At 41.1% G+C, this 23,424-nt stretch carries 19 protein-coding genes; 8 read left to right on the top strand and 11 right to left on the bottom strand.

The genetic code is table 11. The annotated features are described in order from the left end of the window. Nucleotides 1–179 precede the first annotated feature (179 nt). Both rnr and P2W71_RS05100 read left to right on the top strand, forming a co-directional pair. A complete protein-coding gene (gene rnr, locus P2W71_RS05105) occupies nucleotides 180–2,408 on the top strand; it encodes a ribonuclease R (protein ID WP_276367931.1) in 2,229 nt (742 codons plus the stop codon). 152 nt (nucleotides 2,409–2,560) lie between these two features. After that, on the top strand, nucleotides 2,561–3,529 hold the full coding sequence (locus P2W71_RS05100) for a polyprenyl synthetase family protein (protein ID WP_276367928.1): 969 nt from the start codon (nucleotides 2,561–2,563) through the stop codon (nucleotides 3,527–3,529). A 101-nt stretch (nucleotides 3,530–3,630) separates the two neighbouring features. Here P2W71_RS05100 and P2W71_RS05095 read toward each other — a convergent pair whose 3' ends face one another. Next, complete coding sequence (locus tag P2W71_RS05095) at nucleotides 3,631–4,287, bottom strand: NAD(P)H-binding protein (protein ID WP_276367925.1); 657 nt, start codon at nucleotides 4,285–4,287, stop codon at nucleotides 3,631–3,633. 48 nt (nucleotides 4,288–4,335) lie between these two features. Between P2W71_RS05095 and P2W71_RS05090 the strand changes: the two genes are divergently transcribed. Continuing rightward, nucleotides 4,336–4,509, top strand: a complete 174-nt coding sequence (locus P2W71_RS05090) for a hypothetical protein (RefSeq protein ID WP_276367923.1) — start codon at nucleotides 4,336–4,338, stop codon at nucleotides 4,507–4,509. 3 nt (nucleotides 4,510–4,512) lie between these two features. Here the strand turns inward: P2W71_RS05090 and uvrA are convergent, their stop codons facing one another. Continuing rightward, the gene (uvrA, locus tag P2W71_RS05085) at nucleotides 4,513–7,368 is read right to left on the bottom strand and encodes an excinuclease ABC subunit UvrA (protein WP_276367920.1); all 2,856 of its coding nucleotides are present in this window, start codon (nucleotides 7,366–7,368) and stop codon (nucleotides 4,513–4,515) included. A gap of 257 nt (nucleotides 7,369–7,625) precedes the next feature. Next, entirely contained in the window at nucleotides 7,626–8,006 is a 381-nt protein-coding gene (locus P2W71_RS05080; RefSeq protein WP_276367917.1) for a hypothetical protein, read from the bottom strand. A gap of 175 nt (nucleotides 8,007–8,181) precedes the next feature. On the opposite strand from P2W71_RS05080, the gene P2W71_RS05075 reads away from it, so the two are divergent. Further along, nucleotides 8,182–8,832, top strand: coding sequence for a sigma-70 family RNA polymerase sigma factor (locus P2W71_RS05075; RefSeq protein ID WP_276367914.1), 651 nt, complete (start codon nucleotides 8,182–8,184; stop codon nucleotides 8,830–8,832). 196 nt (nucleotides 8,833–9,028) lie between these two features. Here P2W71_RS05075 and P2W71_RS05070 read toward each other — a convergent pair whose 3' ends face one another. Then, on the bottom strand, nucleotides 9,029–9,622 hold the full coding sequence (locus tag P2W71_RS05070) for a DUF1080 domain-containing protein (RefSeq protein ID WP_276367911.1): 594 nt from the start codon (nucleotides 9,620–9,622) through the stop codon (nucleotides 9,029–9,031). A gap of 189 nt (nucleotides 9,623–9,811) precedes the next feature. Here P2W71_RS05070 and P2W71_RS05065 point away from each other — a divergent pair, with 189 nt between their 5' ends. Next, nucleotides 9,812–10,987 carry a glycosyltransferase family 4 protein gene (locus tag P2W71_RS05065; protein ID WP_276367909.1) on the top strand — a complete coding sequence of 392 codons (1,176 nt, stop codon included), beginning with the start codon at nucleotides 9,812–9,814 and terminating at the stop codon, nucleotides 10,985–10,987. A 31-nt stretch (nucleotides 10,988–11,018) separates the two neighbouring features. Here the strand turns inward: P2W71_RS05065 and P2W71_RS05060 are convergent, their stop codons facing one another. The 7 genes from P2W71_RS05060 to P2W71_RS05030 all read right to left on the bottom strand — a co-directional run bounded on the left by P2W71_RS05060 (nucleotide 11,019) and on the right by P2W71_RS05030 (nucleotide 18,119). Beyond that, on the bottom strand, nucleotides 11,019–12,209 hold the full coding sequence (locus tag P2W71_RS05060) for a Gfo/Idh/MocA family oxidoreductase (protein ID WP_276367907.1): 1,191 nt from the start codon (nucleotides 12,207–12,209) through the stop codon (nucleotides 11,019–11,021). 47 nt (nucleotides 12,210–12,256) lie between these two features. Next, nucleotides 12,257–13,462: a nucleoside permease gene (locus P2W71_RS05055; RefSeq protein ID WP_276367904.1), complete on the bottom strand. Its 1,206-nt coding sequence runs from the start codon at nucleotides 13,460–13,462 to the stop codon at nucleotides 12,257–12,259. A gap of 184 nt (nucleotides 13,463–13,646) precedes the next feature. Continuing rightward, complete coding sequence (locus P2W71_RS05050) at nucleotides 13,647–14,510, bottom strand: phytanoyl-CoA dioxygenase family protein (protein ID WP_276367902.1); 864 nt, start codon at nucleotides 14,508–14,510, stop codon at nucleotides 13,647–13,649. Nucleotides 14,511–14,804: 294 nt separating this feature from the next. Further along, complete coding sequence (prmA, locus tag P2W71_RS05045) at nucleotides 14,805–15,632, bottom strand: 50S ribosomal protein L11 methyltransferase (RefSeq protein WP_276367899.1); 828 nt, start codon at nucleotides 15,630–15,632, stop codon at nucleotides 14,805–14,807. Between the two features lie 44 nt (nucleotides 15,633–15,676). Continuing rightward, a complete protein-coding gene (gene tpiA / locus P2W71_RS05040) occupies nucleotides 15,677–16,438 on the bottom strand; it encodes a triose-phosphate isomerase (protein ID WP_276367897.1) in 762 nt (253 codons plus the stop codon). A gap of 141 nt (nucleotides 16,439–16,579) precedes the next feature. Further along, complete coding sequence (locus P2W71_RS05035) at nucleotides 16,580–17,581, bottom strand: gliding motility lipoprotein GldB (RefSeq protein ID WP_276367895.1); 1,002 nt, start codon at nucleotides 17,579–17,581, stop codon at nucleotides 16,580–16,582. A 34-nt stretch (nucleotides 17,582–17,615) separates the two neighbouring features. Next, the gene (locus P2W71_RS05030; protein ID WP_276367890.1) at nucleotides 17,616–18,119 is read right to left on the bottom strand and encodes a DUF6702 family protein; all 504 of its coding nucleotides are present in this window, start codon (nucleotides 18,117–18,119) and stop codon (nucleotides 17,616–17,618) included. A 108-nt stretch (nucleotides 18,120–18,227) separates the two neighbouring features. On the opposite strand from P2W71_RS05030, the gene P2W71_RS05025 reads away from it, so the two are divergent. The 3 genes from P2W71_RS05025 to P2W71_RS05015 all read left to right on the top strand — a co-directional run bounded on the left by P2W71_RS05025 (nucleotide 18,228) and on the right by P2W71_RS05015 (nucleotide 23,390). Beyond that, on the top strand, nucleotides 18,228–18,821 hold the full coding sequence (locus tag P2W71_RS05025; protein WP_276367888.1) for a HupE/UreJ family protein: 594 nt from the start codon (nucleotides 18,228–18,230) through the stop codon (nucleotides 18,819–18,821). A gap of 43 nt (nucleotides 18,822–18,864) precedes the next feature. Continuing rightward, nucleotides 18,865–21,084 (top strand): M1 family metallopeptidase, encoded by a 2,220-nt coding sequence (locus tag P2W71_RS05020; RefSeq protein ID WP_276367885.1) that lies wholly within the window; start codon nucleotides 18,865–18,867, stop codon nucleotides 21,082–21,084. Nucleotides 21,085–21,149: 65 nt separating this feature from the next. Next, a complete protein-coding gene (locus P2W71_RS05015; RefSeq protein ID WP_276367884.1) occupies nucleotides 21,150–23,390 on the top strand; it encodes a M1 family metallopeptidase in 2,241 nt (746 codons plus the stop codon). Nucleotides 23,391–23,424: the final 34 nt, after the last annotated feature.

The raw sequence follows: 23,424 nt of genomic DNA, 5'->3' as shown, positions 1-23,424 counted from the left end.
TTGAATAGATACTATTAATAGAGAGCAGTTAATTGAGTGATCCTCAGGAATCATTGATAAGGATGGGTTACCTTTATCCTTTAACTTTCTGACAGCACCAAATAAACAATACTATCAAACATCAACCTTCCAAGCCATATCATGTTATTGATACAGGACTTGATAGGTCATAACAACATATGAGTAAAAAAACAAAAACTAAGGCCAAATCGGCTAAGGAAAGAAAAAGTGAATTACAAACATCCTTATTAAACCTGCTGGATCAAAGTCAGGGGAAAGCATACTCGCTTAAGCAAATCATTAAGAAATTCACTCTTAAGAAAAAAGAAGATATCAAATTGGTTGGCCAGCTTGTTGACGAACTTGTAGAAGATGGCCGAATTCAGGAGATTGATAATGGAACATATAAAAGTAATCATAAAGAAGAAGAGCTTACAGGTATTGTCGATCATGTTAGCTCACGTTTCGGCTATGTAAAACTCGGCAATGACCAGCCTGATATTTTTGTCAAAGGAAGGGACTTAGGTTCGGCAGTCGACGGTGATACTGTACAAATAGTAGTTTTTCCCACCCGACATGGAGAACATCAGGAAGGAAAAGTTGTCAAAGTACTTCATCGAAATAGAAATCGTTTTGTGGGCAGAGTTGAGCTCTCAAAAAATTTCGCCTTTGTAGTGGCCGATGCACGAAAAATTCATACTGACTTTTTTGTGTATCCCGAAAATATCAATGGTGCAACTACCGGAGATAAAGTCATCATCGAGGTTACTTCATGGGCGGAGGCCGAACGCAAACCAGAAGCTAAGGTAGTTGAAATATTAGGAAAGGCTGGAGAGAATGAAGCAGAGATCCATTCGATTATGGCAGAGTTCGAATTGCCTTTCAGGTTTCCCGAACGCGTAATCAGTGAATCTCAAAAAATCCATGAAGGCATCACAGAAGAAGAAATTAAAAAGCGTTGGGATTTCAGAGAGGTAACAACTTTTACAATTGACCCGGTTGATGCGAAAGATTTTGATGATGCATTGTCATTCCGAAAACTTGACAATGATTTATATGAAATCGGGATTCACATCGCTGATGTAACTCATTACATCGCTCCCAATTCGATACTTGATCAGGAAGCATTTGATCGCGCGACGTCCGTATACTTGGTGGATCGTACTGTGCCCATGTTGCCGGAGAGACTATCGAATGAATTGTGCTCGCTTAGACCCCGGGAAGATAAGTTAACGTTTGCCGCTGTTTTTGAAATGGATGCGAAAGGAAAAATTAAAAAGGAATGGTTTGGCCGAACCATTATTCATTCCAACGTTCGCTTCTCCTATGAAGAAGCTCAAGTGATCTTGGAGCAGGGGCAAGGAGTTATGGCAGAAGAACTTCGCATACTGAATGACATTGCAAAAAAACTCCGGAAAGAAAGATTCAGTAAAGGCGCAGTGAACTTTGAAACCACTGAGGTGAAATTTAAATTGGATGAAAAAGGCAAACCACTTGCTGTTATCCCGAAGGTAAGAAAGGATGCGCACAAGCTAATTGAAGAATTTATGCTTTTGGCTAACAAACAAGTTGCTACCTTCGTGTATAACTACAAGAAAGCAAAAGAAAAAAATACCTTCGTTTATCGTATCCATGATTTTCCAGATCCCGAAAAAGTAAAAGACTTTTCTGTCTTTGCCCGCCAGTTTGGACATAAAATGAACATCGACGAAAATTCGATCTCAAGCTCATTAAATAAATTAATGAGCGAGATTGAGGGCAAACCGGAACAAAATATCCTGGAACAACTTGCTATTCGAACGATGGCCAAGGCCAAATATTCAACGGATGTCAAGGGGCATTTTGGACTAGCATTTACGCACTATACGCACTTCACATCTCCGATCAGAAGGTACCCCGATATGATGGTACATCGCATGTTACAGCACTACTTGGACGATGGAAAACACCTGAACAAAAATGAATATGAGGACAAGTGTGTGCATTCATCAGAGCGTGAGAAACGAGCTGCGGACGCGGAACGCGCTTCTATCAAATACAAGCAGGTTGAGTTCATGGCTTCTGCAGAGAAGAAGGTTTATGAAGGATTAATTTCGGGAGTAACTGAGTGGGGTATTTACGTGGAAATTGTGGAGACGAAATGCGAAGGTATGATCCGGCTTGCCGATATGACCGACGATTTCTATGAGTTTGATGAAAAGAATTATCGTCTGATGGGAAGAAGAAATAGAAAAGTGTTTACGCTGGGTGATAAAGTTAATGTGCTTGTTAAAAAAACTGATATCGATAAAAGGCTGATCGATTTGGTTCTAGCAGAAGGGGTAAAAGAGTTCGATTCAGAGGATGAGTTCGAAAGCCAGCGGCGTCCCACAGCTCGGAAAAAAAGTTCTCGTTCCAGACGACGTTAAGCTTTACCGTAGTTTAAGGTAACCATGTTTACAGACAAGTCTGAACGCCCCGTTTTAAAGTTACAGATGAATTGTCATTAAAAGAGATCAATAAAACATGCCGTTAACTTTACGTTCTTTGTGTATAAGTATATACTGAAAAAGAAAATTTAATGACCGGCCAATTTTCCCTGCTCCTTGAGCGCGAAATAAAAAAACAAAAGTACGGCACGCAGCCTCTTTCACTTTATGAGCCTATACGATATCTCATGTCCCTGGGAGGCAAGAGGCTTAGACCAATGTTTACATTATTGGCTTATAGCCTCTATAAAAAAAACGTAAAGTCAATATTGCCATATGCGGTCGCTGTTGAAGCGTTCCACAATTTTACACTGATGCATGATGACATTATGGATAGGGCACCTTTAAGAAGAGGCCATCAAACAGTTCATGAGAAATGGAATGTGAACACTGCCATACTTTCCGGCGACGTAATGCTTATAAAGGTTTACGACAGCCTTCTTAATATCGATGACAGCAGGTTAAAAAAAGTTTTTAGAGCTTTTAACAAGTGTGCGTCTGAAGTATGTGAAGGGCAGCAGTGGGATATGGAGTTTGAAACACTGCAAAATGTTACTGAGCCTCAATATTTGAACATGATCAAACTTAAGACTGCCGTATTGCTAGGATTTAGTTTGGAACTTGGTGCGATACTCGCAGACGCTTCGGAGAAAGATTGTAAGTCTTTGCGTGAATTTGGAATCAATATTGGACTGGGATTTCAGCTTAAAGATGATTTGCTGGATGCGTATGCAGATTCGAAAAAATTCGGAAAGCAGCCTGGCGGTGATATCATAGCAAACAAAAAAACATTTTTACTTATTAAATCGCTGGAGCTAGCGCGGAAGAAGCAACGTCTTGAGTTAGAGCAATGGCTATCTTTGAAAAAATTTCACAAACCCGAAAAGGTAAGGGCGGTAAAGGATATCTATGATTCGTTGATGATACCCCGTATTACAGAAAAAAGAATTAAACGATACTTCAATAGAGGCTTCTTAAAGTTAAATCAATTGGAATGTTCTGACAAAGCTAAATCTACACTGATCGAATTTACCAGATCACTGATTTCTAGAGAATCCTAAGAAAAAAAAGGTTTGCAAAGGTTAATCTTTTGAACCGCCAAACATTCTATCTCCTCGTCGGACGAATGACAGTCGCATTCGTTCGTGGTTGGTTGGAAAACTTACCCGCCCGAAATCACGGGTGCTTGGTGAATCAGCGACTCATTCTGAATTGCATCAACAAGATATCTTGCAACGGTACATCTGGTGATCGTCATACCTGGTCTCGGTTTATTGTCATAACTTTCCACTACTTGTTGATATTTCTTTGAATTTGTCAGCCCTACTGGCCGGACAATTGTCCATGCAAGGCTGGATTCTTTTAACAATTTTTCCTGGAGTTCGTGATCCCGATAAGCATAGCCGATGTTGCTGTGGTCGATCAGCCATCGAAACAAAGCTGGTAAATCTTTTCTCGTGTCTGAAGCTCCCCATGCTGAGCAAACGATTATTCTTTTGATGGTCACAGTGGCAGCTAGCTGAATTAAGTTACGCACCACCTGAGACATGAACGTTGGAGGTGTCCTTAATTTTGCCCACGGAAAATCGGAAGTACGGGAAACGTTTAAAACACTGATTACAGCCTCACAGCCTTGAATGGCTTTTTCTAAATCGACTAAATTTTCAGGATTACCCTCAATGATTGTTAGTTGTTTCGAACGGATTGTTATTCTTTGAGAATTCCTAACTAAGCAGTGAAGGTCGTAGCCTTTTTGAATTGCTTCTTCAAGAACATATTTGCCTGTTCTTCCGGTTGCGCCTAAAAGGAGAATTCTCATTGTTATCAGCTGTCGCTGTTTTGGAATCCGAATTTATCGAATATAATTTTGCAAAATATTCTTAAACTTCAAGTTCAGGCTGTTACGGCAGACTTGGTTTGTTTTTTTTTCGGCGATCCAGCCGATGCGTTCTCAAACCCGTTTGGAAAAAATTATTACGCTATCGTGAAGGAGGAGTATAATGCAGTGCGTAAGAATGTACCGATGGCAATTTCGGATTAGTATTTATTTTTCCCCCAACTTCTTCCTCAAAAACTCGGCAGTATAACCCTTACCTTTCTTCACCATGTCTTCCGGTTTTCCTTCAAACATGATGTGACCACCTTTCTTCTCACCACCCTCGGGGCCAAGGTCGATAATCCAATCGGCGCACTTGATAACTTCAAGGTTGTGTTCAATAACAATTACACTATGACCCACGTCAACCAGGGCATTGATTGCTTTTAATAACTTAAAAATGTCGTGGAAATGTAGCCCTGTAGTAGGCTCATCGAAAATAAAAAGAATATGGCCTTCGGTGGAATTTTTTCCTAAGAACGAAGCAAGCTTTACACGTTGAGCTTCTCCACCACTCAGGGAGTTCGATGATTGACCCAGCTTCACATATCCTAGGCCAACTTCATTGAGCGGCAGAATTTTTTCATAGATTCCTTTTTTGTCGCGGAAAAATTCAAGTCCTTCTTCTACCGTTAAGTCCAGAATGTCAGCAATGTTTTTTCCATTGTATTCTACTTCCAGGATTTCTTGTTTGAAGCGTTTGCCGTGGCAACTCTCACATTTAAGATAGATGTCTGCCATGAATTGCATTTCAACTTTTATCTCTCCTTCACCCTGGCATGTTTCGCAACGTCCACCCTCTACGTTGAACGAAAAATGGGAAGGCTTATATCCCCGCTGCTTCGAGATAGGTTGGTCTGAATACAATTGACGGATGATGTCATAAGCTTTAACGTAGCTGATCGGATTTGATCGTGATGATTTGCCAATTGGATTTTGGTCTACAAATTCCACTTGCGTGACTCGTGACATATCTCCCTCCAACTTGTCATACCTGCCTGGGGATTCGGCAGCGGAACCGCTCAAACGACCCGTTGCCGGGTATAATATTTTTTTAATTAGGGTTGATTTACCGGACCCACTTACCCCAGTTACCACTGTTAAAACACCAAGTGGGAATTTTACAGTGAGGTTCTTTAAATTATTCTCACGTGCTCCTACCACCGTTATAGAATCTTTCCATTTTCTTCTCGCAGCCGGCACAGGAATTTTTTCCCTGCCGCTTAGATAGTCCGTTGTATGTGATTTTACATTTCCATCCAGTTCTTCCAACGTCCCTTGAAATACCAATTCCCCGCCATGACTTCCAGCGTCCGGTCCGATATCAATGATTTGATCTGCAGCCCGCATTACCTCTTCTTCGTGCTCCACCACAATCACCGTATTGCCAAGATCACGCAAAGATTTCAAAACGGTCACCATACGATCAGTATCACGGGGATGGAGACCAATGCTAGGCTCGTCCAATACGTACATAGACCCTACCAAGGCACTGCCCAGCGACGTGGCCAACTTGATCCGTTGATATTCGCCTCCTGACAAAGTCGAGGTTAGCCTGTTGAGCGTCAGATAGCCTAATCCAACCTTATCCATATATTCCAACCGCGACTTAATCTCGCTAAGAATACGGTCAGAGATCTTCTTATCGTATTCGAGAAGTTTAATTCCATTGAAAAAAGTCAGCAAGTCTTCGATTGGCATTAATACCAGATCGGTGATGGACGTGTTTGCAATCTTAACATACTGTGCATCTTTTCTTAATCTGGTGCCACGACAATCGGGACAAGTAGTTCTTCCCCGGTAACGGGAGAGCAATACGCGATATTGAATCTTATGAGTTTTGGATGCGAGGTATTTGAAAAAGTCATTGAGACCGTCAAAGTGCTCATTGCCATTCCAAAGTAACTCCTGCTGTTCTTTTGTAAGTTCGTTATAGGGGCGATGGATTGGGAAATCGAACTTGATACCGTTTTTTACCAATGGTTTCTGCCACTCGCCCATGGTTTCACTCCGCCATGGAGCGATAGCCCCCTCGTAAACGGAAAGTGATTTGTCGGGAATAACGAGGTCTTCGTCAATACCAATAATTTTTCCAAATCCCTCACACGTCTGGCATGCGCCAAATGGATTATTAAAACTAAAGAAGTTGATGGAAGGTTCTGTAAAAGTCATTCCATCAAGTTCAAAACGATCTGTGAAATTTACTTTAGCTTTTCCTTCAATGTAAATTGTACAATCTCCCTCACCTTCAAAAAAAGCCGTCTGCACAGAATCAGATAATCGGAAAATCGTGTCTTCGTCTTCAGGATTTACACTGGCGCGATCTATCAGGACATCGTAAACGTCGTCTTTTACATTTTTGGTTTTGGCAGATTTTGATTTCTCTTTTACGGGCGGTGCAGCCACAAGTTCTTCAATGAATTTTACTTCTCCATTGATGAGAATCCTTGCATAACCTTTGCTTAACAAGAGATTGAGCTCATCACTTAATTTGCGCCCTTTCTTGATTGTTAAGGGACATGCAACCATGATCCGCGTTCCATTGCCCAACTTATTAATGTAGTCAATAACCGTCGTGACGGTATCCCTTTTTACTTCTCGACCGCTGATGGGCGAATAGGTTTTGCCAATACGCGCGAAAAGAAGTTTAAGATAATCATAGATTTCTGTGGTCGTTCCAACGGTAGACCTAGGGTTCCGTGTGTTAACCTTTTGTTCGATGGCGATGGCCGGAGAAACACCCTTGATGTAATCCACTTCGGGTTTTTCCATTCGTCCCAGAAATTGCCGCGCATAGGAACTCAAACTTTCAACGTACATGCGTTGACCTTCCGCGAAAAGTGTATCAAATGCAAGGGAGGATTTTCCCGATCCCGAAAGCCCCGTTATAACCACGAGCTTGTTTCGCGGAATAGCTACACTTAGATTTTTCAGGTTATTAACCCTGGCACGTTTTATTATTATAAATTCTTTTGGGTCCAGTTCATCTAAAAGAGAATCCTTGGCTAAAGATTGTTGGCTCACCTGTGTGTTCAAATTATTTCAATTACCCTCTGGTAAACTTAGCTTTTCAACATAAAGTTTGGTGCCAAGGGATAAACTTAAAGAATTTACTGATGGATAGTGTCAATTCTTAAACTCTTATAGCCATGGCCCAAAAGAGCAAGGCCGCAAAATTTAATCTTTGCGGCCCATTCGGACATTGACGTCCAGTTATGAGTATTTCAAGAACTAGATTTGTGTTGGAAAGACCGGTTTCGGCCTTTAAACACAACTTTTAACTAGCTATCAAAGTCAGGATCATAGCTTGCCTCTCGGTTTCCCCGGCTTCCACCTTCCTCATCATAGTCAGCGTCCGCGTCTCCGCCAGTTGCCGCCTCGAAATCGTCACCTGAATCAAACGCATCTTCCTTCTCTAAATCATCCTCCTCCTTCGAATCGACGTCGTATTCGCCTGAGCTGTTTTTAGTTACAGGAACTTTAATCAAATAAATTGCATCTTCAGTATCCAAGGGGAAAACGAAAATCGGCTCTTTTTTTGCATTAGTAATGCGTGAGATACTTGCCTGATAACCATTTGGATACTGCTGATGAATTAATTCAACTAAATCCTCGGAAAGATTTTCAAGACTCTTAATAATTTTTTTCTTGCTAATGGCCATACAATAGGAACACTGGAATTTCGAGCAATTAGCTAAACAAAGTGTATGACAGGCAAGAATTTTTTAAGTTTTTTTTGGCGCGATATCAAAAACTTTCTATCTTTTCAAACTAATTGTTCTATTAACCCCGCACAATATCGAAAGAGACCTCTACGTTACCTAAATGTGAGACAGAATGATTGACAGTAGATTAAGCGACTCCCAACTAGTGTCGCTATATCAAAACGGTAACGATGAAGCTTTCGAAATGCTCCTACATCGCCACAAATCCAGAATTTATACAGCGATTTATCTGATCGTCAAAGACAGGTATACCGCTGAAGATCTGTTGCAAGAGACTTTCGTGAAAGCCATCAATACAATTCGTGGTGGACGGTACAACGAGGAAGGCAAATTTTTGCCTTGGATCAGCCGGATTGCGCACAATCTGGCGATAGATAACTTTAGAAAGAACAAACGATATCCAGAAGTGGTTTTGGAAGACGGGAGCAGAATATTTGATTCTATGGACTTCGCCGATGAATCTGCTGAAGACAAGCAAATCTTCAGGGATACACGAACAAAGCTCAGGGATTATATTAAGGAGCTACCCACAGAGCAGAAGCAGGTCTTAATTATGAGACATTATCTGCAAATGAGTTTTCAGGAGATCGCTGAACGTACAGATGTGAGCATCAATACCGCATTGGGAAGAATGCGTTATGCACTCATTAATCTGCGTAAGAAGATGGTCAAACACAGAGCCTATGATACAAACTTTTACCCAAACGGATTTGATCAGGTATTTATACCGAGAGACGACGGAGGAGGAGAACCGCAAAATTGATAAAGCACTTATTTTAGATAACGAGTTAAAAGCGCTTTATACCGACTTATGTAGTGTAAAAAAGGACATGGATGCTGCGGAGCTTGAACCATCTTCAAGTACTGTACTTTCTATCTTGAGCTACTCCAAAACTTTGCAGGAGCGTTCTTCCTAAAAATAAAGCTCTCGCCTCCATCGAAGCGAGAGCTTTGTCTTTTTAAAGCTTTTTGATTTCTACTTTGCGCCAGCGCACTTTTACGCCACCACCATCGTGTATTTGGAGTGCGATCTTTCCGGTTGCTGTACCAATCTTTTCATCTTTGAAGGTGGCCATCTTTGTGCCATTCAAAAAGGTTTCGACCACGTCGCCTTTCATTTTAACCACAAGGGTATTCCACGATCCTTCTTTTAAAACACTTTCAAGGCTTGCGTCTGGTTGTATCAGCCACCCTCTTCCATACGACTCATAAATTCCGCCGGTATGGTGACCCAATGGCGCGACTTCTGCCTGCCAGCCGGTGATCTTCGTTCCATCAATAGTGCTGTGAAAAAATACACCGCTATTACCGTTAGATTCTTGCTTGAACTCAACAGTCAACTCGAAGTCTTTGTAGTCTTTTTCAGTTGCCAGATAGCCATATTGTTTGTCTGGGCCACTTTCGCATATAAGCTCTCCGTTTTCTACATACCACTTTTCCGTGCCGTGTACTTTCCATCCCTTAAGATTTTTACCATTAAAAAGTTTAGTCTGTCCAAAGCCGGTACTAAGCATGGTAATCAGAAGAACTGCCGTTAATATTTTTTTGATCATGGCTGTAATTATTTAATGTAGTTTATAAGCGTGTTTATGAATGATTAAGTTCTTAGCCATTCATTCTAATACATATTTCGTGCCTTCTCCACTGTTTAATATCCTTTACAAGGCACTTCGATATTCTTCACAAATCAAAAAATACTTACCCATAAACAGAACACACACAACAATTCTTTTCTTTGCAAGGTGAAAGTACTCCTGCTTCATCAACATTTCAATACTCCTGAAAGTGGTGGTTCACTTCGTTCCTATTACTTGGCCAAGGCGCTTGTCGACCGCAATGTTCAAGTGGTGGTTATTACGGGCTATGGAGGGAAGAACTACCAATTAGAAAATATTGAAGGAATTGAAGTTCATTATTTACCAGTCCCTTATAATAATCGGTTTGGCTTTTGGAAAAGGAGTTTTTCTTTTTTCAGGTATAACTGGGGAGTGATCAGACTAACGGGAAAATTACAGAGTATTGATACTTGTTATGCAATTTCAGTTCCACTAACGATAGGACTAGCGGCCTTTTGGATTAAGTTAAGATATAAAATAAAATACATTTTTGAAGTAGGCGACTTATGGCCGGAAGCCCCCATTCAAATGGGTTTTGTAAATAACTATTTCCTTAAATCATTCTTATACGGATTGGAAAAGTTCCTTTATCGGAAAGCTGAATCCGTTGTCGCATTATCGCCAATGATTAAAGCTGCTATCGAAAAGAAAGTACCGGGGAAACTTGTTCACTTAATTCCCAACATGGCCGACACTGCTTTTTACAAGCCTCAAACAAAAGACCCGGTGCTGGTCGAGAAATTTCGCGTAAAAGAAAAATTTGTGGTCTCCTATATTGGCGCCATAGGACTTGCTAATGGGTTGGATTTTTATGTGGAATGCGCAAGAGCTTGTCAGCAAGCCGGATTACCAATACATTTTATGTTATGCGGCGACGGAGCGTTGTTAGAATATTTCAAAAGGATTGCTAAGCAATATGCATTGAAAAATTTATCAATTCTTCCTTTTCAAAATCGCAATGGCGTAAATGAAATAATGAACGTCACCGATGCCACATTCATTTGCTATAAACCGTTGCCTGTGCTGGAGACGGGCTCTCCCAATAAGTATTTTGATGGACTGGCAGCAGGTAAGCTCATCCTTGTGAATTTTGGCGGTTGGATAAAAAGTGAAATTGAAAACAGGAAATGCGGCGTTTATGTCGACTCCAAGCGACCCACAGATATGGTAAAAAAAATTGAACCATTTATTTCCGATTCTCAAAGATTGAAACAATACCAGCAGGCAAGTCGCCTGCTGGCTGAGTCTGCTTACTCCAGAAAGATCCTGGGAGAAAGGTTTGCATCGATCTTCATGAGATAACAACGCCGGAATGTCTCTTTAATGTGAAGTGCTACGCTAATACCTTCTCAATAATTTTTCCGCTTTTTTTATTCTTTAAGATAACTTTCTTAGCACCGTAATGTGTCACTTCCTCTTTCACGAGGTAATGGTCTCCATCGTATTCCTGCAGATGGCTGTCTTTTGTAAACCCTGATTTCCCACGCCAGACATCCAGTACAACCGGTTCCCATTGTTTTGTTTTTGCCGATTTATAGGCGGCGTCTAGCACAGCATTTACGACGTATCCATCATAAAACGTTTCCCTAGGTTGTTTCTTTTGTTCGATGGATTGGAACATGTCCATAAACATATGATTGTACCCAAGTTCGTTCAACTCATCGCCTACTGGAAATAACCATCCTTTATCGCTTTCAGCTTTTTCAGAAACATAATTGGCAGCTTTTCCGGTAGTAAACATTTCAAAGCCAGTTCTTAAAAAATTATTGATCCATATTGTTCCTTCTGTACCCATCACCTCGTCGCGCAAATCAAGTCCTCCGCGGAAGGTCCAGCTTACCTCAAATTGGCCAACTGCACCGTTTTCATACTTCACAAGGCCAATAGCATGATCTTCCGCGTCAATGGGTTTAACCTGGGTATCGGCCCAACACATTACTTCAATGGGTTTGATGTCTTTCCCAATATAGCTGCGGGTGATTTCAACGCAGTGGCAGCCGAGGTCAAGAATACAGCCACCACCGGCTTGTTCAATATCCCAGAACCAATCACTGTGTGGGCCGGGATGTGTTTCCCGGGATTTCGCCCAAAGAATTCTCCCCAGCGCTCCATTCTTCACGCTTTCAAGTGCTTTAATGAATTTAGGCGTGTATACCAGATCTTCGAGATACCCATTGAATATCCCGGCTTTCTCTACCGCTTCTAACATACGTTTAGCTTCTGCGGCATTTCTGCCAAGAGGTTTCGTGGTGATCACTGCCTTTTTATGTTTGCAGCATAACATGACCGCCTCTTCATGGAGATTATTTGGAAGTGATATACAAACTACCTCAACCTCGGGCCTATTGATCGCTTCCTCCATATTTGTGGTAGCAAACGCCACGTTGTAATCACTGGCAAATTTTTTAGTACTCTCTTCACGACGCGAGAAAACGCTGACAATTTTATCTTTACTGCGATATCCTTGCAAGGAATCCGCATAAAACCTACCAATAAACCCCGAACCTAGCATTGCAATATTCATATCCTGATAATTTTAGTTTGTTGCGTTAATATGATGTTTTGTTTGTGTCATTTCGTACCGGCAGCCTTAATCTCTGTTTTTTCCTTAAAGAAGAAAATAAAATAGAGCAATACGGCGATGGCTATATAGGCGGGTACAAACCAGATCTCCTTCCATTGATGCACCCCGTCAATGGTGTAATGGTCGGTGGTAAATCCAGAGAACCATGTTCCGATGAACATGCCTACCCCGTACGTTGCAAAGGTAAACAGCCCTTGAGCTGCATTCTTTATTTTTTCGCCTGCTTTCGCCTCGGTATACATGTATCCGGTTACGAAAAAGAAATCGTAACAAATTCCATGAAGGATGATCCCGGCATACAGCATCCATAAGTTAGACTCAACGTTCCCATAAGCGAAGCATACGTATCGCAGAATCCACGCAGTCATTCCCAGCAGCAACATCTTTTTGACTCCAATACTATTAAATAAGAACGGAATGGCGAGAATAAATACAGCTTCGGACACCTGACCCAGAATCATTTTTCCCGCGGCGTTTTCCATGCCCAATTCATTGAGAAACAAATTGGCAAATCCATAGTAGAATGACAGCGGGATACAAACCAGAATGGCGGCTATAAAGAAAACAAAGTAAGGTTTGTCCTTGAACAATACGAACGCTTCCGTGCCTAACACAGCTGATGCGCTTGAACTTGCTGGCTTACCTTTTGGAGGCGTATTTGGCAAAATGAAGCTGATCAATCCTAAACCAACGGAGGCAATAGCCGCCATATGAAATGTTAATGGCGTCTTTTCAATCGACAAGGCGGCTATCATCAATCCAGCTGCAATCCATCCGACTGTTCCGAATACACGAATCCAGGGAAACTGTTTTCCAGGATCGGTCATTTGATGAAAGGCAATACTATTGGATAGGGCAATAGTCGGCATATATAATAGTGAGTAAAAAACAATAACCCAATAAAATGTGGTATTGTCTGTAATTTGCGTTGCTAAGTACAACAACACGCCTCCTAGTAAATGGAGCACTCCCATGATTTTTTGGGCAGCAAAAAAACGATCGGCTACCATTCCAATAAAAAATGGAGAAATCATTGTTGCTATTGCTAATGCACTGTATGCCGCACCAATCTGCACACCTGACGATTTTAAGAACTCCGACATGTAGGTGCTCATCGTAACATACCATGAGCCCCAAATAAAATACTCTAGCAGCATCATTACGGAGAGCTTGGCAAACACAGTCGGTTTCATAAAGAATGGATTAAGGAAAGAAATATACAGGGATGAATGCTATGTTGGAAGTTCTTTTTTAGAAATTGCACGTCCATCCGAATGTGTTAAGTACACATAGCCATGAGAATATTACTTGTGCGCGTGCCGGGAAAACATATCTGCCCATATGTTTCCTAAAAATTATCAACCGCAAGATTACGATTTAAGCATTTCCCTTTACAGTCACTTCCTTTTCCCAGCCGGTTTCCTTCAACGCAGGATCATTTTCTTTTCTTAAGAAATCGGCGTTGGATAATGATTCAGCTTCCCATGTCAAAATAGCTTCGTCAGGTACCACATCTACCGGTACTTTCCAGGATGTTGACGTTTCATTATAAGCAAGATTGGATTGGGAACAGTAGCATGAAATGATGGACCAACGTGGACGATCAGAAAGGTTCGCTTCAGAACGGTGTAAAATATTACTGTGAAATATCAACGCGTCGCCAGGCTCAAGCTCGCAATAAACCAATGGCATTGACTTTAAAGCATTTTCTACCATCACCATGTCAGCGCCTACTTGTTCGCCTGCAAATCCATGGTTGACACGGCCAAGTTTGTGTGAGCCTTTAATGACCTGAAGACAACCATTTGCCTTATTAGCTTCCGTAAGAGCAACCATGACACTGATCAGTTGATCTGGAAACATGAACTGGTTTTTGTACCAATACCCATAATCTTGATGCCATTCCCACGCACCGCCTACACGCGGTTCCTTTTGCATGAGTTTGGAATGGAAATGACATACAGGCGCATCGCTGTCAAGAAGAGGCTTGATGGCATGGATCATGCGTTGACTCCTGGTCATATACCCAAAGACGTCGTTGCCTGGCGTAAACCACAACGATAGTTTGGTTTTCTTGCCCGACTGATCGTTTAGATCCAATGCATTTTTTCTCATCGCATCATCTTCAAGTGCTGTCTCATACATTTTCTTTACTTCGGCATCGGAAAAGAATTTCTTCATCACGAGATATCCATTCTGATGATAGGACTCGATTTGCTGGGGTGTTAGCGTGGTGCTCATGATCAAGTTGTTTAGCGTGAATACACCTTTATCACAAGTTACAATTATTCCGCAAAATGTTTTGTAAAATTTCAGGGATTGGCATGTTGAATCGTACTCTTTAGATTTATACGTTTCGTATCCCTTTTTTATGAATCTCAAAGACGGATAGCGGGTTAATTGAGGTAGAAGAAGTAACCCTACAACTGGCATAGAGGCTTTCCGAAGAAAAATGGAAATGCTTCTTGCGACCTAGACGAATCTTGATTGAGTAGAAATCTAAAATTTATCTGTCAAGTTAAAGCGGTGGGAGAGTCAATTTGCCAATAGCAAAGCTGCCCATTGATCACGCTCATCCCTTTTTATTTCCTTGAGGTTATTCAGCGAAGCGCTTTCAAGAAGATCTGGAATATCTTCCGTGTAAAAACCGCTGAGTAAAAGCTGTCCCTGCGTAGCCAAATAACCGGCATACAAATTCATCTCTTCGATTAAAACATTTTTATTGATGTTAGCGAGGATAATATCGAATTTACCATTAAAATTTAGCTCACTTAGTTTACCCTGTTGATGGTGTATATTCGAGCATCCGTTTACTTCGATGTTTTCTTTTCCATTGCTAACGCTCCATTCATCAATATCAAAGGCTTCTATTTCCCTGGCACCGAGTTTACAAGCCATCACTGAAAGTATTCCTGTTCCACAGCCTGCATCCATAACACGTTTTCCTCGATGATTTATTGTCATCTGATTCTTGATCATCAGGTAAGTTGTTTGGTGATGCCCCGTTCCAAAGGACATCTTTGGCGTGATGATTAACTCATAGGGATATTTCGTGTCTATCTTATGAAAGTCTGCGCGAATCAAGCATTGGTCCTCAACAATAATGGGCTCGTAGCTTTTCTCCCATTGTTCATTCCAATTTTGTTTTTCTATCCGATCTTCAAGAAATGTCACAGGTGTCTGCGCGCTGTATTTTTCTTTTATTTTCTGAAGTTGCTCTTTATCGTACTTCTCCATCTCAACGTAAGCCTCAAAACCATTATCGGTTTCTAAAAAAGTTTCGAATCCTGCGTCAGCAATTTCTGCCATGAGAAGTTCGGAATAGTCCGGATCGCATTGAACTTGCAGACGGGAATGATACATAAGAAATTGTTAAAGGTACAAGCTACGGTACATGCGGTGCGCGATTAAATTGATTTCGCAATCTCTGTAAAATCACGAGATTTCAACGATGCTCCTCCGACTAATCCACCATCCACATCAGGGCAGGCAAATAGTTCTTTGGCATTGGCAGCACTTACACTTCCTCCATATATAATTGAAATTGAATCGGCGACGTCTTGCCCGTATTTTGATGCCAGATGTTTTCTGATTACAGCATGCATATCCTGTGCTTGTTGAGCACTGGCAGTCTTACCGGTCCCAATGGCCCATACAGGCTCATAAGCGATAACGACCTTTTGAACCGCCGAAGAATCCAAATGAAAAAGACTTTCTTCAACTTGCTTTTTTACCAATGCTTCATGTCCATTGCTCTCACGAACTTCCAATGGCTCGCCACAGCAAAAAATTGGCGTCAAACTGTGCTTTAAGACGGTGTCAACTTTTTTTGCAAGTAAGGCACCATCCTCACCGAAATATTGTCTGCGTTCGCTATGTCCCAAAATAACATACGGCACCCCAATCGATTTTAGCATGGCCGCAGAAATTTCTCCTGTATAAGCTCCGGATTCATGTTCGCTGCAATTTTGAGCGCCAACAAAAATACGAGTATTGTTACCAACAATATTTTTTACTGGCAATAAAAACAAGGATGGTGTACAAAGAATAACAATAGCATTACCTTTTACTTCAGCTTCCACCATTCCCTTTACTTCGGAGGCAAGGACATTAGCTTCTTCCAATGTTTTGTTCATCTTCCAATTGCCGGCCACGATTTTTTTGCGCATTGTGTTTTTGGTTATTTGAATTTCGGCATCAAAGATATACAACTTTTAAAAAGTCCACACTGTCCTTTTAATGATGTAAGATGTGCATGCAACCGGATGAGAAGAGAAAAATCGAAAGGGTAAAAAGAAATGACTTGTAACCTATCCGGGTTTATACCCCGACTGTTTAAAAATCTTTTGAGCGTCGTCAACTGCCATTAACGACTGCAAGTCTGTGTCTGGATGACGCTCAGCATATTTGTTAACGATTCTCCAACCTACCCATTGACCAATTCTACCCGGGCATTTTTCGCCTACCTGAATAGTTACCGGACGTTCACCCAAGTAATCTTGTCTGACTTTATTACTTGTAGAAAACAACACTTGGCTTTCAATGAACCGAGCCCAGATTAGATCTTCATTTTTTTTGGATCCAGCGATTTCTTCGGGGGTGTACCAAATGAAAACACTGTCAGGTTCACAGGGCAACATACGTTTCGCGAAATAAAATGACTTGCCATAGGTGATCATATCGGCTAGAACAGTTTTGTCGGTTTGCTGATTTTTATTGAAGCGATTGCTAATACCATAAATTAGCATGCATGAAGGAACGATATCATTAGGATCGTACTTGCGAAGCAAATAACTATACATCTTCGGCCTGTACTTTGCCTCCTTACCAAGAAAGAAGTCGAGGCTGACGATAATGAGTGAATCCGTCACCAGTAAGTCGGTATCTAATCCGGAAATGACAGTCTGAATTTTAGGGGGCGTAAAATCCGGGTAGTAGTATTTCATATTTGAAAATGCTTCTTCAAACTGAGTCTTTAAGCCGGAGACGTCGCCAAAGACACGGTTTACCTCCTGGTATAAGGTATCAAGATGTGGATTGGTGAGGCGGTTATAAATCTCTGTAACAAAAACTGAATCGTCCGGATATTCACTTCTCCGAAAGGTATAATCGCGAATGGCCGGATTGCTTGTTAGTATTTTCACAAGATCTTTTTTGGAGGAAATATTCATTAAAGAATCTTGTAATATTTCGAAGTCCAATGAGACCTTAGCTGGTACATCCGGCTGAAACACGCACGCTTCTTCATTATCTGAATTGCAGGAGGCTAGCAACACAATAAAAAACACATAAAGTGTTATATCTCTGAACATAGGCAAAAATCGATCACGCGAAGATGGTATTTTTTTAGAAATCAAACGCGAGTTTGTCGACAGGATTGCTTTTAGTCAGCCGTAAACTTCGAACAGTTTGCTTCACTGTAACATGAACCAGGTTAGACTGGTCAGCATGCGTTTCCATAATGATGTCATTCCGGATTTGAATAGTTCTCCATTTCTTTATATTGGGAACTTCTATATAAAAAATATGAGCAAGATCTTCTTGTTCATGTCCCAGGTAATTTGTCTTTTGATCTTTTCCATCCAGGGTGATTTTAAAATGAGTTTTTAAGTATCGGGACACTATTTCATCCCGATCGTCCTCGGATAAACTCAATAAATCAAGGTCAGGCTGATTTAAACTCCGACGCAATGCTAACTCAAGATCATCCGTGAAAACACGCATCATGATTTCTAACCGCTTGTCCTTTTCATCCATTTCTATTTCTGTAACCGAAACATGAAGCGGATGAAAGAACATCACAATTCCAATGTATTGGGCAAATGATAAAATCGTATAAGGAATGAACATTTAATATTATCTAGTGGCAAGATAGCTTTTCCAAAAATAATACCGGATTAAAATCAATGCTTATATAGAGATAATCTAGTATACTTGAGTTCATGAATTAATTAGTGGATGAGTCAATTTCAGTTGTATTTTGGATTAGGTAAAAGCCATATTCTGGACTATGCAAATGGCTATGACCACATTCTTTTTGTAGTGGCATTGTGCGCGCTTTACATTACGCGTGAATGGAAACAGATATTGATTTTGGTGACTTCATTTACTATTGGCCACTCGGTAACGTTAGCATTAGCTACTTTACGTATCGTGTCTGTCAAAGCTGAGTTAATTGAATTCCTTATTCCGCTTACAATTTTCATTACTGCGCTCTCCAATATTTTCAAAAATGAAAACAACCTCTCCGGCAAAAGCATTCAAATAAATTATTTTTTTGCCGGATTTTTTGGGTTAGTGCATGGCCTCGGCTTTTCCTCCTACTTACGGGCTATCCTGGGGAAAGAAGAAAATATTCTTACACCACTTTTTGCTTTTAATGTGGGGCTGGAACTCGGGCAACTCATCATTGTTGCTATTTTTATGTCGGTCGCATTTGTTCTAGTAGATTTATTTGGACTGAACCGAAGGGACTGGAAAATGGTTATTTCGTCTGCAATTGCAGGAATGGCCTTAGTGCTGATGAATGAAAACGCGTATTGGCGGGATTGACTTTTGCATCAACTCATGACTCATTAACCTAAACATAATTTTTATGAAGTTTCTTTTTATTTCTCTCTTAAACCTTTGCGCATTGGTTGCACTGGCGCAGGAGGGGCAATGGGAGGGCAAGTTCGAGCAGCTTGGCCAAACCTTGCCGACCCCAAATGAATACCGAACGGGCTCAGGAGCGCCAGGTCCAAAATATTGGCAACAAAAAGCTGATTATGTAATCAGTGTGGAGTTACACGAAGGCACCAACAGCATCACGGGTAACGAAACGATTACGTACACCAATAATTCACCAGATGTTTTAAAATATCTTTGGTTACAGCTGGACCAGAATATTCTCTCCGAAGAAAACACTTTATCAAACGCAGATACGAGAGTTGTAAAAGATTCTGCTGAAGCAAAAACATATGCAGCCGATGTTTCAGATTTTAAGGCGGGGTTTAATATCAAAAGTGTAAACGATACAAATGGCAAACCTCTAGCGCATACTATTAACAATACGATGATGCGCATTGATTTGCCACAGCCACTTCGCTCCGGTGAAAAGTATTCATTTGGGATTGAATGGTCTTTTAACATCGTAGACCGAAGCATATTTGGTCAACGCAGTGGTATGGAGTTTTTTCCGGAAGATGGCAACTATGTTTACACCATTGCACAATTTTTCCCCCGCATGTGTGTTTACGATGACTATCAAGGATGGCAGAATAAACAATTCCTTGGCAAAGGAGAGTTTGCTTTACCTTTTGGGGATTATAAGGTGAAGATAACCACCCCTGCCGATCACATCGTAGGGGCTACTGGAATTCTTCAAAACCCACAGAACGTATTGTCAAAAACAGAGATAGAGCGCTTTCAAAGAGCGAAGAATACTTTCGATAAGCCTGTCATTATTGTTACAGAGGCGGAGGCGATACAAAAAGAGAAGACGAAATCAACACAAAAGAAAACTTGGGAATTTCATGCCGATAATGTGAGAGATTTTGCGTTTGCAAGCTCTCGTAAATTTATATGGGATGCACAAGCGGTAAAACTCGGAACAACTACGCCGCTTGCCATGTCGTTTTATCCAAAAGAAGGTAATCCGCTCTGGGAAAGGGAATCTACGAAAGCCGTAAAAAACACCCTTGAAGTGTACTCCAGATTTACAATCGACTATCCTTATCCGGTGGCCATATCTGTTCATGCAGCTAACATCGGCATGGAATATCCGATGATATGTTTCAATTTTGGCCGTCCAAATAAGGGCGGTAGTTATTCTCAAAGCACACGTCAGAAAATGATCGGTGTAATTGTTCACGAAGTTGGACACAACTTCTTTCCTATGATCATTAACAACGATGAGCGCCAAACAACCTGGATGGATGAAGGTATTAATAGTTTTGTACAGCTAATGACAGAGGTGGAACGCTATCCGGATATCAAATGGACCCGGGGTAAACCATCTGAAATGGTCCCGTATCTAAAGGGAGACAAAACAAAAATGCGTCCGTTGATGACCAATTCAGAACAGGTTATTGTTTTTGGAGACGAACAATACGGAAAGGCAGCTACGGGGTTATATATGCTTCGCGAAACGATCATGGGTCCTGAACTCTTTGATAAAGCGTTTAAGGAGTATGCCGACCGTTGGGCATTCAAGCATCCTAAGCCTGCTGACTTTTTCCGTACAATGGAAGATGCATCCGCTGTCGACTTGGACTGGTTTTGGAAAGGTTGGTTTTACACTACTGATAATTGCGATCAATCCATCGACCAGGTGAAGTGGTACAAAGTGAGGAAGGAAGAAAAAGATCCGGAGCGAAAAAATCTAAGAGTAAAGAAGGGTGACCTTGCTACAAATCAAACTGAGAAAAAATTTGAAAATTTTAATAACGGCCCGGAGCCTTTCACTTTAATTCCAACCGACCCGCGACTGAATGGTGAATTTGCAAGTGTTGTAGATGATAAGGCTATCATTCAAAAGCTAGAAAACAAAAATATTTATGAAGTAACGCTTTCTAATCAAGGTGGCTTGGTAATGCCTGTCATCATTCAATGGACTTATGCCGATGGAACAAAAGAAATTGAAAAGATTCCTGCGGAGATCTGGAGGGTGAATGAAAGCAAAGTGAATAAAGTATTCATTAAGGATAAAGAAGTAACAAACGTGATGCTCGATCCACATCAGGAATTAACTGACGTGGATGTGCAAGACAATGTTTTTCCACGGCCAAGTGGTGTTCCGTCCAAATTTGATTCTTTTAAAAAAGGAGCAAATTGATTTTCTAACGGAATATCGATAGGCTATCAACGTACTTTCTTGGTGTCTTAATTATCAAAGAACTGATGAGATTCTCATATATATTATTTTTTCTTTTTGTCGCTAGTTTAAAGGGGCATTCACAAAATCAATGGAAGGGTAAATTTGAGCAATTGGGAGAAGCACTTCCAACGCCAAATTCTTATCGTACCGCTTCCGGAGCGCCGGGTGCAAATTATTGGCAGCAACGGGCTGACTATGTGATTGACGTTGAAGTGAATGACCAAACACAGATTCTTACTGGTTCTGAAACTATCACCTATCACAACAATGCGCCTGAAGCTTTAAAATTTTTATGGCTACAATTGGATCAGAATATTTTTGCCGATCAAAGTATTACGAACAAGACAAGTACAGGATCTGTAAAGGATTCGATACCTGCCGCATTTTTTAGTGGCGCATCCGGTGTTAACGTCACAGATTATAAAGGAGGCTATTCGATCAAATCCGTGAAGGATGCTTCTGGAAAAAATCTGCCCTATTTCATTAATAATACCATGATGCGCGTCGACTTGCCAGCACCTTTAAAAACTGGAGAGAAATTTTCTTTTTCTGTGGATTGGAGTTACACGGAATATAACCGTCAGGTATTCGATGGACGTGGGGGATATGAATACTTTCCTGAGGATGGTAACTATGTTTACACCTTTGCCCAATGGTTTCCACGCATGTGTGTCTACGATGATTACGAGGGCTGGCAGAACAAGCAGTTTCTGGGTCAAGGTGAGTTTGCACTTACTTTCGGGAATTACCGTGTGAAAATAACCGTGCCTGCCGATCATATCGTAGGGGCTACTGGCACTATTCAAAATCCTAAGGAAGTTTTAACTAAGGAACAGTTCGACCGCTATGAAAAAGCAAAGAAGTCCTATAATATGCCGGTATTTATTGTCACCGAAGCGGAAGCAAGAGAAAAGGAAAAAGTAAAATCTTCCAAGAAAGTAACATGGGAATTTGCTGCCGATAACGTTCGTGATTTCGCCTTTGCGAGCTCACGGAAATTTATTTGGGATGCTCAAGCGGTGAAGATTGGAGATAAAACGGTGTTGGCACAATCGCTATATTCAAAAGAAGGAAACCCGCTATGGGAAAAAGAATCTACTAAGGCAATTAAGAATGCGCTTGAAATTTATTCTGAACGCACATTCGAGTATCCATATCCAGTGGCGTATTCCGTGCATACTGTGCATCAGGGTATGGAGTATCCAATGATTTGCTTTAATGGAGAACGTCCAAAAAGAGATGGTACCTATTCAAAGGCGACGTTGACAGGATTGGTACAAGTCGTGGTGCATGAAGTGGGTCATAATTTTTTCCCCATGATTGTCAATTCAGATGAAAGGCAGTGGTCATGGATGGATGAAGGATTGAATACTTTTCTGGAAAAAGAAACTACACGTATCCGATATCCTGAACTGTACGGAACACATGGTACTCCAAAAGGAATTGTTCCTTTTATGCGAGGGGATAAAAGTCAGATGCGACCTATTATGTCATCGTCCGATAATGTCCGCCCCTCAGAGTTTGGTTCAAATGCCTATACAAAACCTTCTGCAGCGCTCACAGTACTTCGTGAGACAGTAATGGGTCCGGAACTATTTGATAAAGCCTTTAAAGAATATGCCGAGCGTTGGGCTTTCAAACATCCTGGCCCCGCTGATTTTTTCAGGACCATGGAGGATGCGTCGGCAGTTGACTTGGACTGGTTCTGGCGTGGTTGGTTTTATACCACAGATTATGTAGACGTTGACATGCAGGAGGTTAAATGGTTCAAGTTGCAGTCTGAAACGCTTGATCCGGAAAAGAAAAAATTAAAGGTTAAGCGCGGCGATCTGGAATCAAAGGGAAACAGCAGCGGGGATACTAAGGACAATGATTTTAGCAACGGCCCGGAGGAATTTACGCTCATGAATACTCCCGAATATTTACAGGGAGAATTTAAAAGCCGCGTAGATGACAATGCCATTCGCGAGAAATTGAACGGTAAAAATATTTATCAGATTAAGTTCAAAAATGTTGGAGGCTTAGTCACACCGTTGGTTATCGAATGGACGTACAAGGATGGTTCGAAAGAAATTGAGCGCATTCCCGCTGAAGTTTGGAGAATTAATGAAAATGACATCACTAAAGTCTTCATCAAGGAAAAAGAAGTGGTAAACATTGTTCTTGATCCTAATTTTGAGCTGGCTGATGTGGAGATGAGAAATAACGTGTTTCCAAAAAAGTCCACCCCCTCAAGATTCGACCAGTTTAGGAAAAATAATTAAAGGTAGAGTTGGAATCAGTAGTTCGGTCTCGATG

The sequence above is a fragment of the Chryseolinea sp. H1M3-3 genome (genome assembly GCF_029360725.1).
Lineage (GTDB): Bacteria > Bacteroidota > Bacteroidia > Cytophagales > Cyclobacteriaceae > Chryseolinea.
The sequence above is the reverse complement of the archived record's forward strand: the minus strand, read 5'-3'. Positions and strand labels throughout refer to the sequence as shown.